Annotated in this window: 12 protein-coding genes; 7 read left to right on the top strand and 5 right to left on the bottom strand. The window is 54.6% G+C overall.

Features of this window, described 5'->3' with window-relative positions; translation table 11 throughout:
* The first annotated feature begins 422 nt into the window (after positions 1 to 422).
* The 4 genes from WIH05_RS01540 (at position 423) to WIH05_RS01525 (ending at position 4,962) form a co-directional block, all read left to right on the top strand.
* Positions 423 to 1,724: an immunoglobulin-like domain-containing protein gene (locus WIH05_RS01540; protein WP_337424882.1), complete on the top strand. Its 1,302-nt coding sequence runs from the start codon at positions 423 to 425 to the stop codon at positions 1,722 to 1,724.
* 166 nt (positions 1,725 to 1,890) lie between these two features.
* Complete coding sequence (locus WIH05_RS01535) at positions 1,891 to 2,301, top strand: BlaI/MecI/CopY family transcriptional regulator (RefSeq protein ID WP_158357243.1); 411 nt, start codon at positions 1,891 to 1,893, stop codon at positions 2,299 to 2,301.
* Positions 2,298 to 3,998 carry a M56 family metallopeptidase gene (locus WIH05_RS01530; RefSeq protein ID WP_337424881.1) on the top strand — a complete coding sequence of 567 codons (1,701 nt, stop codon included), beginning with the start codon at positions 2,298 to 2,300 and terminating at the stop codon, positions 3,996 to 3,998. Before WIH05_RS01535 ends, WIH05_RS01530 begins: the two co-directional genes overlap by 4 nt.
* Before the next feature lie 130 nt (positions 3,999 to 4,128).
* Positions 4,129 to 4,962, top strand: a complete 834-nt coding sequence (locus tag WIH05_RS01525) for a DegV family protein (RefSeq protein WP_215653109.1) — start codon at positions 4,129 to 4,131, stop codon at positions 4,960 to 4,962.
* A 104-nt stretch (positions 4,963 to 5,066) separates the two neighbouring features.
* Here the strand turns inward: WIH05_RS01525 and WIH05_RS01520 are convergent, their stop codons facing one another.
* From WIH05_RS01520 to WIH05_RS01500, 5 genes are all read right to left on the bottom strand, one after another.
* Positions 5,067 to 5,900 carry a hypothetical protein gene (locus WIH05_RS01520; RefSeq protein ID WP_337424880.1) on the bottom strand — a complete coding sequence of 278 codons (834 nt, stop codon included), beginning with the start codon at positions 5,898 to 5,900 and terminating at the stop codon, positions 5,067 to 5,069.
* Between the two features lie 63 nt (positions 5,901 to 5,963).
* Positions 5,964 to 7,562, bottom strand: coding sequence for an extracellular solute-binding protein (locus tag WIH05_RS01515; protein WP_215653107.1), 1,599 nt, complete (start codon positions 7,560 to 7,562; stop codon positions 5,964 to 5,966).
* A complete protein-coding gene (locus WIH05_RS01510) occupies positions 7,559 to 8,440 on the bottom strand; it encodes a carbohydrate ABC transporter permease (protein WP_215653106.1) in 882 nt (293 codons plus the stop codon). The genes WIH05_RS01515 and WIH05_RS01510 overlap by 4 nt, the downstream gene beginning before the upstream one ends.
* Before the next feature lie 12 nt (positions 8,441 to 8,452).
* A complete protein-coding gene (locus WIH05_RS01505; protein ID WP_022274157.1) occupies positions 8,453 to 9,340 on the bottom strand; it encodes a sugar ABC transporter permease in 888 nt (295 codons plus the stop codon).
* A 21-nt stretch (positions 9,341 to 9,361) separates the two neighbouring features.
* Positions 9,362 to 10,462, bottom strand: coding sequence for an ABC transporter ATP-binding protein (locus WIH05_RS01500; protein WP_215653105.1), 1,101 nt, complete (start codon positions 10,460 to 10,462; stop codon positions 9,362 to 9,364).
* A gap of 173 nt (positions 10,463 to 10,635) precedes the next feature.
* Between WIH05_RS01500 and WIH05_RS01495 the strand changes: the two genes are divergently transcribed.
* The 3 genes from WIH05_RS01495 to WIH05_RS01485 are packed head-to-tail and all read left to right on the top strand — an operon-like array spanning position 10,636 to position 13,070.
* Positions 10,636 to 11,715 (top strand): ComEC/Rec2 family competence protein, encoded by a 1,080-nt coding sequence (locus tag WIH05_RS01495; RefSeq protein ID WP_215653104.1) that lies wholly within the window; start codon positions 10,636 to 10,638, stop codon positions 11,713 to 11,715.
* Positions 11,716 to 11,736: 21 nt separating this feature from the next.
* On the top strand, positions 11,737 to 12,558 hold the full coding sequence (locus WIH05_RS01490; protein ID WP_215653103.1) for a threonine/serine exporter family protein: 822 nt from the start codon (positions 11,737 to 11,739) through the stop codon (positions 12,556 to 12,558).
* Positions 12,555 to 13,070 (top strand): threonine/serine exporter family protein, encoded by a 516-nt coding sequence (locus WIH05_RS01485; protein ID WP_215653102.1) that lies wholly within the window; start codon positions 12,555 to 12,557, stop codon positions 13,068 to 13,070. The genes WIH05_RS01490 and WIH05_RS01485 overlap by 4 nt, the downstream gene beginning before the upstream one ends.
* Positions 13,071 to 13,147: the final 77 nt, after the last annotated feature.

Here is a 13,147-nt window from a genome sequence, read left to right as displayed (position 1 = left end):
TGGTTTTCTTTTTTCTGCTGTAAAAATTCATGGAACAAAGCGGGAAGGAAAAACAAGCTGCAAATTTTTTGTTTTTCATTATATTGTAAGGATAAATAAAGGCTTTGGAAGAGATTTTGTGATATACTACAAATATACAGAAAATTCTGCGTTTTTGTTTGGATGCAGGATAAGGCATCCAACACTTACGATTTTACCGTTATCAATGTTCTGGCATATAGGATCATCATGCCTGCCTTTGCTGTGCTGGCATATCATTACATTGCAGAGTGTCTGATGTCCCAGTCTTAAAATGGCGGAGGTGCGGTCTATGGAAAAAAGCCAGAACATGGATCAGGATAGAGCTGTTTTTATGAAAGGATCGCAGAACTGCATGGGAAACGGTGAAAGACATCTGATTCAAAAAGAAAGGCGGCGATATTGTGATAAAAAGGATATTTATGTTTTTTGGACTTTCCTGTCTGCTTCTGTCAGGATGCCAGGCTCCTGCCGGGACACCATCGGAACCAGATACCCTTGCCCCCACCGGATACGCTTCTGAAGAGGTACAGCGGATCTCCGTCTTTTATGATGGCTCCCTGTACCTGTACAATGCCACTGGTTTTGATCTTCCCGGGGAGGATGGCTGGCAGTTTTTGGGGAATGTAGCTTCCGTCAATAATCTGGAATGGCCTGCGGAGGATTTTTGCGGCACCCACCTGGAGCCGGGGCAGGAGATCTACTATGATCCGGAAGAACCGCAAAAATTGTATGTAAAATATGACAGGGGCTTTGCGCTCTTTGAGGCAGAAGAAAATGCTGAGACAGAAAACACCGGAACTCTGGGAACCGGGGCATCTGAACACAGGGAAACAGAAACTGCCAGTGCTGGGGAATCCAGGGACGCTGGCGCCGGGAAGACGATCCAGGCAGAGTCAGAGGCTGGTCCCCTCCCGGGAGTGACCATGGAGATCACGGACGTTACAGAAACAGGGATCGCGGTTTCCCTGGTGAACCACACGGAGCTCAATATGGAATTTGGGGAGGAATACAGTCTGGAGGTCTGGAACGGCACAGGCTGGGAGGCGGTTCCATATGAAGATGGCCAGTGGGCCTTTCACAGTATTGCCTATTCCATGCCGGAAAACCAGCCGGTGGAGTGGAAGGCAGACTGGGAAGCGCTTTACGGAACATTGGAACCGGGGCAGTACCGGCTGGTGAAGCCGGTCATGGATTTCCGGGGGCCATGGGACTTCACAGAGTACGGGCTGACGGCAGAATTTGAGCTTCCGGTCCAGGCGTTACAGGAGCCGCCGGTCCTGAGGCTCCAGGATTCTCTTTCCTCCACCCTGGCGGAGCTTCAGCTGGAGCCGGAAAATTATACATGGCACTGTAAACGCGGAGCCGGCGGAGAAATGCAGGGGATCACAGCCTGCGGAGCCGCTTCCACGGAGGCGTTTCCACAGCAGGATCCGCTGGAGCTTACGCAGTACCAGGGAATGGAAGGCGTTTTATATACAGTATCCTGTACAGTGGTTCCCGACTGGATGAATATAAAAGAATACTCCAGGGCCGACATGGGAAAAGCGGATGCAGAGCCTGTTTCGGAAACAATCCTGGAAGCTGGGGAGTTGTTAGAACTCAAGCCCGACCGGATGTATGAGATCCTGGTAGAGTGGGACAGCGGCCGGGGAGATGCCAGGGGCTTTTATGGAGAGGCATGTTATCTGGTGGTCACAGAATAGGGGAGCCTGGAGGCTGCTGCAAAAAGCGGGTCATGAACCTGTCCTTTGCAGCAGCCTTTTTCGTTCATAAAACTGTAAGATTTCTCTTCTTGCACAAATAGGTCTATTATGATAGACTTAAAATACAAAAGGACTATTGCAATAGACCGTGGTAAGGAGGGAATATATGACAGATCTGAAATTGTATGAAAGCGAATACCGGTTTATGGATCTGATCTGGGAGGCGGAGCCGGTGCGGTCCACGGAGCTGGCGAAAATGGCCAGAGAGCGGCTGGAGTGGAAAAAATCCACCTGCTATACGGTTTTAAAGAAGCTGGAGGCCAAGGGCTTTGTAAAGAACGAGGATGCCACGGTCACGTCCTTGATTGGCCGGGAGCAGGTACAGAGGGCCGAGAGCAGCCAGCTGATCGAAAGGAGCTTCGGCGGTTCTCTTCCGGCCTTTCTCAATGCGTTCCTCAGCGGACGCAGGCTGACGGCTGAGGAGGCCAGGGAGCTGCACCGGCTTATCGAGGAAGCCGTTCCCGGGGACGGCGCGTCTGAGGAGGAGCATAGGGAAGAGAAGGGAGGGAGCGTATGAGCCTGTTTGACGTAGGCACGATGACGGAGCTTTTAAACAGAAGCCTGACGGGAGGGGTTGTGATCCTGGTCGTTCTGGCGCTGCGCCTTATGATGAGGCGGTTCCCAAGAAAATATGTGTGCATTTTGTGGCTGGCTGCCTTTGGAAGGCTGCTGTTTTCCATTCCGGTCCCGGCGGCTTCCAGTCTGTTTCCGGCGGCGGAACCGCTCCAACAGGCCGCTGTGGAGGTGGATGGAAGGCCCGGCATGGGCACGGTCCTCCAGCTGTCCACAGGACTGGAGCCGGTGGATTCGGCTGTCAATGAACTTCTCTGGCAGCTTCTGGAGCCTTCTCCAGCGACGTCTGCGGATCCGGTGCAGATCTATGCCTTCGCGTTCCAGTGGCTGTGGCTGGGCGGAATGGCAGTCCTTCTTCTGACAGGGCTTTTCCGGTATGGGCTGCTGAAGCGGCGGGTCTCCGATGCAGTCCCGGCGGAGGAGACCCAGTGTACAGTGAGGGGGAAACGGCTGGAACGCGTATATATCACAGACCGGATCCAGATGCCTATGGTGCTGGGGATCTGGAAGCCCAGGATCCTCCTTCCGTCTGCCTGCTCCGGTGAAGGGCGGAAAGAGGAAAGGGAGCTGATCCTGGCCCACGAACAGGCCCACAGGCTCCGGTACGACCATGTGACAAAGGTATTTGTTTTTGGAGTCCTGGTCATTCACTGGTTCAATCCATTGGCATGGGCGGCCTTCCTCCTGTACTGCCGGGATGTGGAGATGGCCTGTGACGAGAAGGTGATGGAATGGCTGGGAGAGGAAAGCCGGAAGCCTTATTCCCTGGCCCTGCTCCGGTTTGAGGAGGAGAGGAGCGCCCTGCTTATTCCCCTGGCCTTTGGGGAAAGCAGCGCCAGGGAACGGATCCGGCATATTTTAAATTACAGGAAGCCGGGCTCCTGGATGACCGCCCTGGCTCTGCTCCTGGCGGCTCTGGCCGCAGGACTCTTTCTCATGGCTCCGGACGGGAAGGCCCAGGATGCCGTCAGTATCATCGGGGGAGCGGACGGCCCCACCTCCATTTTCCTGGCGGGAAAGGTTGGGGAAGGAGACGGGGAGGAGAAAATCCCGGCGGCAGTCCTGGATCTGGAGAAGGCGAAAAAAGAGGCCTATGGTGCGGCGGCGGAGCTGGACTGGGTCAGCGGCGGAAAGATCTCTCTCCACGGCAGCTTCGGGTACCTGTCCTTCCTTCTGAAGGCCAATGGGAAATCCGAGCTGGCTGCGGCCTTTACCCTGGAGGAGGCAGGCCCCATCGTCGTCCAGGGCGACCGGTATACAGAGGTCGTGGGAGGACGCGATTCGGCTCTTGTGGTGACGGAGCCATATAAGGAGGACGGAGACAGCCGGATCTTCTGGTATCTGGAGGATGGCGGGACCGTGGAGCCTCTTCCGGAAGATATGACGAACCTGTTTCTGGAGCAAAGCAGCTCCGGCGTATTCCTGGATGCCCCCCTGGCAGAGGAGTATCGGCAGCAGGTGGAGGAAAAAATAGCGGAGATCCCGGGGAACCATCTGGTATACGGCCCGGTGGAGATCCCGGAAACGGACAGCATTATCTGCGGCTTTCTGGCAGCGGACGGACCGGACCTGGAGGATCTCTGGTACGGGATCTGGTATGAGATGGATGGACGGATCGAGAAATACGTTCTGTTTCCGTAAGATCTGCGCACGGCTGGCTTGATACAAATTTATAAAGATTTTAGCCCCAGGCTATTGACAAATCACGACATATATTGCAAACTATAAAAAGTGGTTTTGAAAACCACATCAAAAAGCGGAGGGTTTTGTCGTGGTACAGATAGTGACGGATTCTTCTGTGCTCTATACAGAAGAAGAGGCGAAGGCGGCCGGATTTGACGTGGTCCCCCTGTGTGTCAGCGTGGGAGATATGGATGGCCGGGATTTACAGATCAATATGGAAGAGTTCTACGGGCGTATTGGAAAGGGAGAGATCCCCAGGTCCTCCCAGCCTCCCATCGGGGATGTTGTGGAGGTCTATGAGAAATACCAGGATGCGGATGTTTTGAATATCTGTGTCGCCGACGGTCTTTCGGGGACGTATCATGGTGCCTTAAGCGCCAGGGATATGGTGGAAAGCCGGGACAGGATCACCGTGTTCAACAGCCGGACCCTTTGCGGCCCCCACAGGTATATGGTGGAAAAGGCCCAGAGGATGAAGGAGGAGGGGAAGGGGATCCCCGAGATCCTGGAATGGTTAAAGAGCGCGGCGGAAAAGACGGAATCCTTTCTGATTCCCCAGGACTTTGGATTTTTAAAGCGCGGAGGGAGGCTGACGCCTGTGGCGGCGGCTCTGGGTTCAGTCCTTAAGCTGAAGCCGGTGATGCGGCTGACGGAGGACGGCACCCGTCTGGATAAATTTTTTGTGAAGCGTACCATGTCAGCGGCTGTGTCCGGGATCATGGACCATATGAAGAAAAAAGGGATCGATGGGCGGTATCTCCTTTATATCGTCCATGCGGCGGCTCCCAAAGAAGCCGGAGCCATCCGTGAGATGATCGAAGCAGAATTTAAAGGGATCCAGATCCAGATGATGGATCTAAGCCCTGTATTCGTGGCCCAGGGCGGCCCCGGGTGCGTGGCCATCCAGTATATCGAACGATAGGAATAAAAAAGACCGGTACCTTCCGGGGCATGAGACTGCCCGGGAGCGTACCGGTCTTTTTCAGGTTCCTGGAAAAAGGGGAGGAAACTGGCCCCTTCCGCCTTTTATTCTGCAACGGTCACAGAAGTGATGTGCGGGTTTACGCCCTCATACCAGTAAAGGAAGCCCTCGGCGTCGATGGTCTGGCCGATCTCCAGGGCCTTTACAGCGGCATATACATCAGAGGAAGCGTCGCAGAGGTAGGATTCTACAACGAAGGAATAGGTCTGGCCGTTATAGGAAACGTTAAAGTACAGATCGTCGCCTTCAGAGCCGCTTCCATCCCAGTTGTAAAGGAAAGCGACGTCATTGCCGTCCGCATCCTTTCCTGCGGGCTCCACAGTCAGTCCCTTAAAGGTGGCCAGCTGGTTCTGGCGGTCGATGAGCTCGTCCTTGCCCAGAAGCTCTGTGGCGTCAAAGGGCTCAGCGATGAATTCACCATCCACAAATTCGAAGGTGGCATCGATGATCTCCACCTCGCCGGACCACTCGGTCTTATAGCCGGTTACCTGGATCGTTGCGCCGGGAACTAATTTTTCATAGTCCTCTTCGGAGCAGGCCATGTTATAAAGGAAGTATGCGCCGTCCTCATCCTGGGCGTAAACGGTGGCCTTGTCCTCCCACCAGGACTGCTTTGCCTGTACGGAAGCCTCGATGACAACCTTGGAATCCAGCTCGGCAGCCATGTACTCCTCATAGCTCATGACAGAAACCTCTCCGTCCTCAGCGGCAGACGTTTCGGCTGCGGAGGTTTCAGCGGCAGATGTCTCAGCAGCAGAAGTCTCGGCGGCTGTGGTCTCAGCCTCGCTGGCGGCTGTGGTTTCGGTGCTGTTTCCGGAACAGCCTGTCATGGCCATAGCCATGGAAAGTGCGATTGCGGTTACTGTGATTTTTTTCATAATCAGCTCTCCTTTTAATACAATATTTCCCAACCACCTATTATAGCTGAAAAAACGGGAAAATCAATGATTTTGTGTTCTCTTTTTCAAGATATCCCGGAAGGCCCAGAGAAGGATCAGTACCCAGGAAAGTATAAGACCGCCCACGAGGACCCTGGCGGTCCAGGGAAGAGGACCCAGATCGGTCTTTCCAGAGGTCTGAGCCTTCACTTCATCCAGATGGTAAAGGCTGGCCACATCGTCAAAAAGACGGTCCATGTAGGCATCGTCCACGGTCTCCTTCCGCCGGACAGATTTGGTCACGCTTTCGATGAGCTGGCCCGCTGCGTCCCGGAGAGAGGCAGAGCCGTTGAACACAGGAGTTACAAAGGTATTTCCGGTGTTGGAAAGGAGCAGCATGGATGCCTGGATCTTTATTTTATAAAAATCATCGTCATCCTCCCCGGCCCTGGAAAGATAGTCCTGGTATTCCGCTGAATCCTGGGCCATGGAGGTCACAGGAACGTACCCCTCGGTCCGGGCGTAGGCGGTCTGGACCTGGTTAGTCAGCAGATACTGGGTAAAGAGCCAGGAAGCCATCACCTCTCCCGGATCCTCTTTATTGAAGATGCATACAGACGGTCCCTGGGAGATCATCTGCGGGTGCTCCGGATCAAACTGGGGAATGGGCATGATCTCTGTTTCAAAATCCACCCGGGCATCCTCAGCGATATCAGAAAGGGGAGCCCCGGCGCCCATCCAGGTGGCTCCTGCTGTGGAATCGATGGCGAAGACGCACTGGCCGGCATTCAGAAAGTTGGCCGGATAGCTGGAGATCTTAAAGGTGGAAAAGGCCCCGGTCCGGGCATGGCCGGCAATGGCAGAAAGGAGCTCTCTGGTGGTATCGTTAAAGAGCTGGATCTCCCCCGACGGCGTGGAATAGCCTGCGCCCTTCTGTCTCAGCATCTGGATCATCATGTTGTCTGTGGATTTATAGATGAAGGGGATCATCACCTTCTGTCCGTTGACCTTATAGACTCCGTTTTCATCCTTTTTGGCAGCCGCCTCGGATACCTCCCAGATAAAATCCCAGGTGAGGGTCTCCGGCAGGGTGTAGCCCAGCTTTTCCACATAGGTCTTATTGATATAGCAGGCCTCGGTGGAACGCATGAAGGGCATGGCGTAGGTGCGCCCGTTTACGGTACACTCCTTTAAAAATTCCGGGATCAGATCCTCCTTTCCAGGACCGTCAAATTTCAGACGGCTGCCTCCCAGCCCGAATTCCGGATCCTCAGAAAGAGCGTCCAGGGGAACCACCACGTTGTCTCCGGTAAGATAGGTGGCGATGTGGTCGGGATAGGTGATGCAGACGTTGGGGGTGGTCCCGGTGGAGATATTGGTGATCACGTCGTTGTAGATTTTTCCATAGTCTGTATATAGCCGCAGGTTTACAGTGATATTGGGATACAGGGCCTGGAAATCCTCAATGGCCTTTTTGTAAATGTCCGTCTGACGCTTGTTGGTGTCATTTTTGGCCCAGAAGGTGATCTCATATGCTTTTGTTTCATCAAAGGTCTCCGGCGGCTGGAAGGCCTCCGTTTCCCTGGAGCCGTGGCAGCCGGCCAGGAAAACGGAACAGGCCGCGCCCAGAAAAAGGGGAAAAAGCCGTTTCCATCGGATCATCCTTTCATTCCTCCTCTCGATACGCCTTCCATGATCTTTTTACGGAATACAAGGAACAGTACAATGAGCGGCACTGAGATCACAACCACGGCCGCCATCATGGCCGGGATATTCTCGCGGCCAAAGCCGTTCTCACGGATCTCCTGGATCCCGTTGGATACCAGGAAAAGGTCCGGGTTATCGGTGACCAGCCGGGGCCATACATAGGAGTTCCAGCATTCAATGATCTTTAAAATGATAATGGTGACGATGGTAGGGCGGCAGATGGGGATCAGGACCTTCCATAGATATTTAAAATCGGAGGTTCCGTCCACCCGGGCCGCCTTGTATAATTCGTCCGGCACCTGCTCAAAGTTTTCCTTCAGCAGATAAATATAAAAGACGGACGTTACCGACGGCAGGATCAGACCGGCGAAGGTGTTTCTGAGGTCCAGGCCGGTGATGGTGGCGAAGTTGGTGATGACCACCAGTTCATTGGGGATCATCATTAAGGAAAGAAACAGTAAAAATACCAGATTCTTTCCCTTAAATTCCAGCCTGGCAAAGGCGTAGGCCGCCAGAATGCTGACCGCCGCCATGATGGCCGTGGTGAGCACTGTGAATACCAGGGTATTCAGAAGATACCGGCCCAGAGGGACTGCGGTAAAAGCTGCCTTATAGTTTTCTAAGGTGGGAGACAGGGTAAAGAGCGCCGGTATGCGCTCCGCGTTGTAGGAGCCGTAGCTTTTTACTGAGGTTAAGAGCATCCAGTAAAAGGGAAACAGCACCATAAGGGCCCATAAGGCCAGGGCCATATAGGTGAGCGCTTTTCTGACAAGAGCCCGCCTGCGTTCTGTCTGCCGGATCCGTTCAAGATCCGTCTGATTTGGATGATTCATATTGACCTCCTGTTACTGGTTCTGCCTGCGGCTCACCAGGAGATTCACACAGGTGATGGTGAGCACGATGGCAAAAAGGATGATGGCAGCCGCTGAGGCGTAGGACGGATAACCGCCGGAGGCCCCGTACAGCATATCGTAAACGTACCCGACGATGGTGTTCATTCCGGCAGCGTTCAGATCGGTGCCAAATAGAGCCACAGCATCGCTGTACGCCTTAAAGGCCCCGATGAAGCCGGTGATCACCAGATACACGATCATGGGAGAGATCATGGGCAGGGTGATCCTGGTAAAGGTCCTGAACCGGGAGGTCCCGTCCACCCGGGCCGCTTTATAATAGTCCGGATTCACCGAAGCCAGGGCGCTGGTGAGGATCAGGATCTTAAAGGGAAGCACCACCCAGACCGTATAAAAACAGAGTACGGTCATTTTAGCCCAGTAGGGGCCGTCGATGAAATCCACGGACGGGCCGCCGAACCACTGGATCATCAGATTAACAAGGCCGTCGGTGTATTCCGTTTTCTGGAACAGGATCATGAACACCAGGCCTACGGCCAGGGTGTTGGTCACATAGGGCAGAAAATAAATGGTCTGGAACAGGTCTCTTAAGGGCTTTATGGAGCTTAAGCCCAGGGAGATGAGGAGCGCCAGGCCTGTGGACACAGGAACCGTGATGACCACCAGGAGGAAGGTGTTTTTCACCGCCTGGAGAAAATACGGGTCGTGGAGCACATAGGAATAGTTGTAGGTTCCCACGCCGAAATACGTCTGGGAAGCAAAGTTATAGCCCTCCTCCAGGGAATAGACGAAAACGTCTATGAGCGGATATACCATAAAGCAGCCGAGAAACAGGATGGCCGGAAGCAGGTACAGCCAGGGCTTTAGATCTGAATATTTCATATAAGGAAGTCCCCCTGTGTTTTATGAGATGGAAAATGGAATCCGCGCTCCGGTCTCCCTGTGGAACAGGAACACCTTGGACGGCTTTAAGGAAAAATGTACGGATCCGGCGTCCCGGTCCACAGGCGTTTCTGCAGTGATGATGGAGCGGACCGAGGGATTTTCGGAACAGGGATGGGCAGAGATCACGCTCACGTCCCGGCCCATGACCTCCACCCGGCTTAAGCTGGCGGCAAAGGGGCCGTTTTCGGTGAGGATGAAGCCCTCGGGACGGATCCCCACGGTCACTGGCTGGTCCGGAACGCCCCTCACAGAAAGGACTGGCTGGTCACCAAGCCACAGCGTCTCCTTCTGCACCTCTCCCTTAAACACATTGATGGGCGGGTTCCCCAGGAATTTTGCCACAAACAGGCTGGCCGGATCGTCGTACACCTCCTGGGGGCGGCCCATCTGCATGAAGATCCCGTCCTTCATGACCACGATCTGGTCGGAGATGCTCATGGCCTCCTCCTGGTCGTGGGTGACGAAAACGGTGGTGACCCTGGTCTCCTGCTGGATCTTCCGGATCTCCTCCCGGGTCTGGAGCCGCAGGCGGGCGTCCAGGTTGGACAGGGGCTCGTCTAAGAGGAGCACGTTGGGCGTTTTCACCAGGGCCCTGGCGATGGCTACCCGCTGCTGCTGGCCGCCGGAAAGCTCTCGGGGCTTCCGGTCCATGAGCCCCTGGATCTGTACCAGTCCAGCGGCTTTTTCTGCCCGCCGGTTCATTTCTTCTTTGGACAGCTTCTGCTTTCCTTTGAGGTTTTCCAGAGGGAACAGGATGTTCTGGCGCACAGTCAGATGGGGATACAGGGCGTAATTCTGGAACACCATGCCAACACCTCTGAGCTCCGGGGGCATATCCGTCACATCGGTGTTCCCGAAATAGATCTTCCCCTCTGTGGGAGCTTCCAGGCCGCAGAGCAGGTTTAAGGCCGTGCTTTTTCCGCAGCCGGACGGCCCCAGAAGGCCGATGAGGGAGCCGTCGGGGATCTCAAAGGTGAAATCACTGACGGCTGTCACCTCTTCCCCCTTTTTCCCGCGGGCCGGAAATTTTTTTGTGAGATGCTCTAATACAATTTTCATGGGATCGTATCTCCTGACGTAATATTGATTCCTTTCGATTATAGCGGATTCCGCTTTTTTTTCAAGGTTTCCGGAGGAAAAGATTGGGAAGGAAGGCGGGTTGCCTTTTTTTCTCTTTCAGAGTACAATAGTCCTGACTGCGGAAGGAATGACAAAAGAAAAGAGGAATTTGAATGGAAGAGATCCGAAACAAAAAGAAAATATGGGGCCGGCTCCTGCTTTCGATGCTGCTGGCGGCAGGACTTATTTCCGGCTGCGGAAACAGCGCCGGGACAGAGCTGCCGACGGAACAGACGGCGGACGGTTCCGGCCTTGAAGTCCATTTCATTGATGTGGGCCAGGCGGACGCGGCCCTGGTGCTCTGTGACGGGGAAAGCATGCTGATCGACGGCGGAAACTCTGAGGATTCGGACGTGATCTATACCTATCTGGAAAAGCAGAAGGTGGAGGAGCTGGATTATATGGTCTGTACCCATGCCCACGAGGACCATGTGGGAGGCCTCTCCGGAGCCCTTACGTATGCGTCTGTGGATACGGCCCTTGCCCCGGTGACGGAGTACGACAGCAGGGCCTTCAGAAATTTTCTGGAGGGACTGGAAAAGCAGGGGACAGAGATCACCATACCAGAGGCCGGAGACAGCTTTTCCTTAGGAAGCGCCCAGGTGAAGATCCTGGGACCGGTCCGGGAGACGGATGAGACCAACAATACCTCCATCGTTCTCCGGATCGTATATGGGGATACTTCATTTTTATTCACCGGAGATGCGGAGCGGGAAGAAGAACAGGACATCCTGGATACAGGGGAAGTCTTAAAGAGCACGGTCCTGAAGGTGGGCCACCACGGAAGCGACAGCTCCACTTCTTATCCGTTCCTTCGGGAGGTGATGCCGGAGTACGGCGTGATCTCTGTGGGGACCGGAAATACCTACGGCCATCCCACCCAGGAGGTCTTAAGCCGTCTGAGCGATGCGGGCGTGACGGTGTACCGGACGGATCTCCAGGGAGATATCATCTGTACCAGCGACGGCGCGGAGGTTACCTTCCGGACTGCTAAAGATACGGCTCCCCAGGAGGGAAGAAAGCCGGATCAGGAGGAGAAGGAATATATCCTCAATACAAATACTATGAAGTTCCATGTCCCCGGCTGCTCCAGCGCGGCGGAGATGGGGCCGGAGAACAAAAAGGAATTTAAAGGAACCAGAGAGGAACTGCTGGAACAGGGATACAGTCCCTGCGGCCGGTGTAAGCCGTAGGCGGCAGGAAAGAGGAGAACTATGAAACTGGAAGAAAACAGAGCGCCGGACCCGAAGGAGGAGTCTGCGGCCGGGGACAGGCAGGAGATCATGGAGATCGCCATGCGGGCCGGCCACATCCTTCTGGAAAACGGCGCAGAGATCTCCCGGGTGGAGGAGACCATTGACCGGATCTGCCGTCATTACGGGATCCAGTCGGCAAATTCGTTTGTCCTCAGCAATGGGATCTTTTCCACCATGGGAAACCAGAGAGAAGAATTCTTTGCCAGGGTGCAGCACATTCCCGTCAGCGGCGCCCACCTGAACCGGGTGGCGGCCGTCAACCAGCTTTCCCGGGAGATCGAGGAAGGAAAACACACCATCGCGGATCTGGAGCGGTGCCTGGACGACATTGAAAACATGCCGGGAAAGCGAAACATTGTCCAGATCATGGCGTCGGCAGTGGGAAGCGGCGCATTCTGCCTGTTTTTCGGCGGGGATCTCCTGGACAGCGCGGCGGCATTTTTATCCGGGATGCTTTTGTATGTGTATATCCTTTACGGGGGATACAGGCTTTCCCGGCTGGTGGAGCATATCCTGGGAGGAGCCCTGGTAACGTTTTTATGTATGGTATTCTATCACCTGGGCCTGGGCCATAACGTCAGCTCCATGATCATCGGCTCTGTGATCCCCATGATCCCCGGGGTGGCCTTCACCAACGCGATCCGGGATCTGACGGACGGGGACTATATTGCCGGTTCGGTGCGGATGATGGATACGGCCCTGGTGGTCCTGGGGATCGCCCTGGGAGTGGGGATGATGTTCACCGCTTATTACCGGATCACAGGGGGGAATCTGCTATGACGGAGCTTTTTTCATGGTTTGCTTTTTTCCCGCCCTTTCCCACAGGAGAGCTTTTTAAGCAGCTTCTGGCGGCGGGCGTGGGGACGGCGGCCTTTTCCGTTCTGTTTTATGTACCGAGGAAATACTATGGCTTCTGCGCGGCCTGCGGTGCCTGGGGCTGGCTCACATATTTTGTCCTGGAATGGGCCGGGATGACCGTAACGGAGGCCACCTTTTTTGCGGCAGCAGCGGTAGTTTTTTTGTCCAGACTGTTTGCGGTCATGGAACGGTGTCCGGCCACTCTGTTCATGATCCCGGGGATCTTTCCCCTGGTGCCTGGGGCTGGGATCTACTGGACGGCTTATTATATCGTGACGGACCAGATGGAACTGGCCAGCCGTACGGGCTTTTCCGCTGTCAAGGCGGCGGTGGCCATCGTTCTGGGGATCATTTTTGTGTTTGAGATCCCTCAGATCTTTTTTAAACGGGTCCTGGGGAGAAAACGGGCGGGGGAAACCGCCCGGAACCAGTAAAATGCGCCGGGAAAGAAAAAGACAGGACAAACGCATGAGTAAATAAATTGTGAACAAATCCCCTTTTTCTGGTATGA

It is taken from the genome of Alitiscatomonas sp., assembly GCF_037242085.1.
Lineage (GTDB): Bacteria > Bacillota > Clostridia > Lachnospirales > Lachnospiraceae > Alitiscatomonas > Alitiscatomonas aceti.
The sequence above is the reverse complement of the archived record's forward strand: the minus strand, read 5'-3'. Positions and strand labels throughout refer to the sequence as shown.

Excerpts from the sequence above, each read along its gene's own strand:
- WIH05_RS01505 (WP_022274157.1), bottom strand. The coding sequence starts at position 9,340 with ATGAAATATTCAGATCTAAAGCCCTGGCTGTACCTGCTTCCGGCCATC.
- WIH05_RS01530 (WP_337424881.1), top strand. The coding sequence starts at position 2,298 with ATGAGCCTGTTTGACGTAGGCACGATGACGGAGCTTTTAAACAGAAGC.
- WIH05_RS01485 (WP_215653102.1), top strand. The coding sequence starts at position 12,555 with ATGACGGAGCTTTTTTCATGGTTTGCTTTTTTCCCGCCCTTTCCCACA.
- WIH05_RS01510 (WP_215653106.1), bottom strand. The coding sequence starts at position 8,440 with ATGAATCATCCAAATCAGACGGATCTTGAACGGATCCGGCAGACAGAA.
- WIH05_RS01500 (WP_215653105.1), bottom strand. The coding sequence starts at position 10,462 with ATGAAAATTGTATTAGAGCATCTCACAAAAAAATTTCCGGCCCGCGGG.
- WIH05_RS01535 (WP_158357243.1), top strand. The coding sequence starts at position 1,891 with ATGACAGATCTGAAATTGTATGAAAGCGAATACCGGTTTATGGATCTG.
- WIH05_RS01490 (WP_215653103.1), top strand. The coding sequence starts at position 11,737 with ATGAAACTGGAAGAAAACAGAGCGCCGGACCCGAAGGAGGAGTCTGCG.
- WIH05_RS01515 (WP_215653107.1), bottom strand. The coding sequence starts at position 7,562 with ATGATCCGATGGAAACGGCTTTTTCCCCTTTTTCTGGGCGCGGCCTGT.
- WIH05_RS01495 (WP_215653104.1), top strand. The coding sequence starts at position 10,636 with ATGGAAGAGATCCGAAACAAAAAGAAAATATGGGGCCGGCTCCTGCTT.
- WIH05_RS01520 (WP_337424880.1), bottom strand. The coding sequence starts at position 5,900 with ATGAAAAAAATCACAGTAACCGCAATCGCACTTTCCATGGCTATGGCC.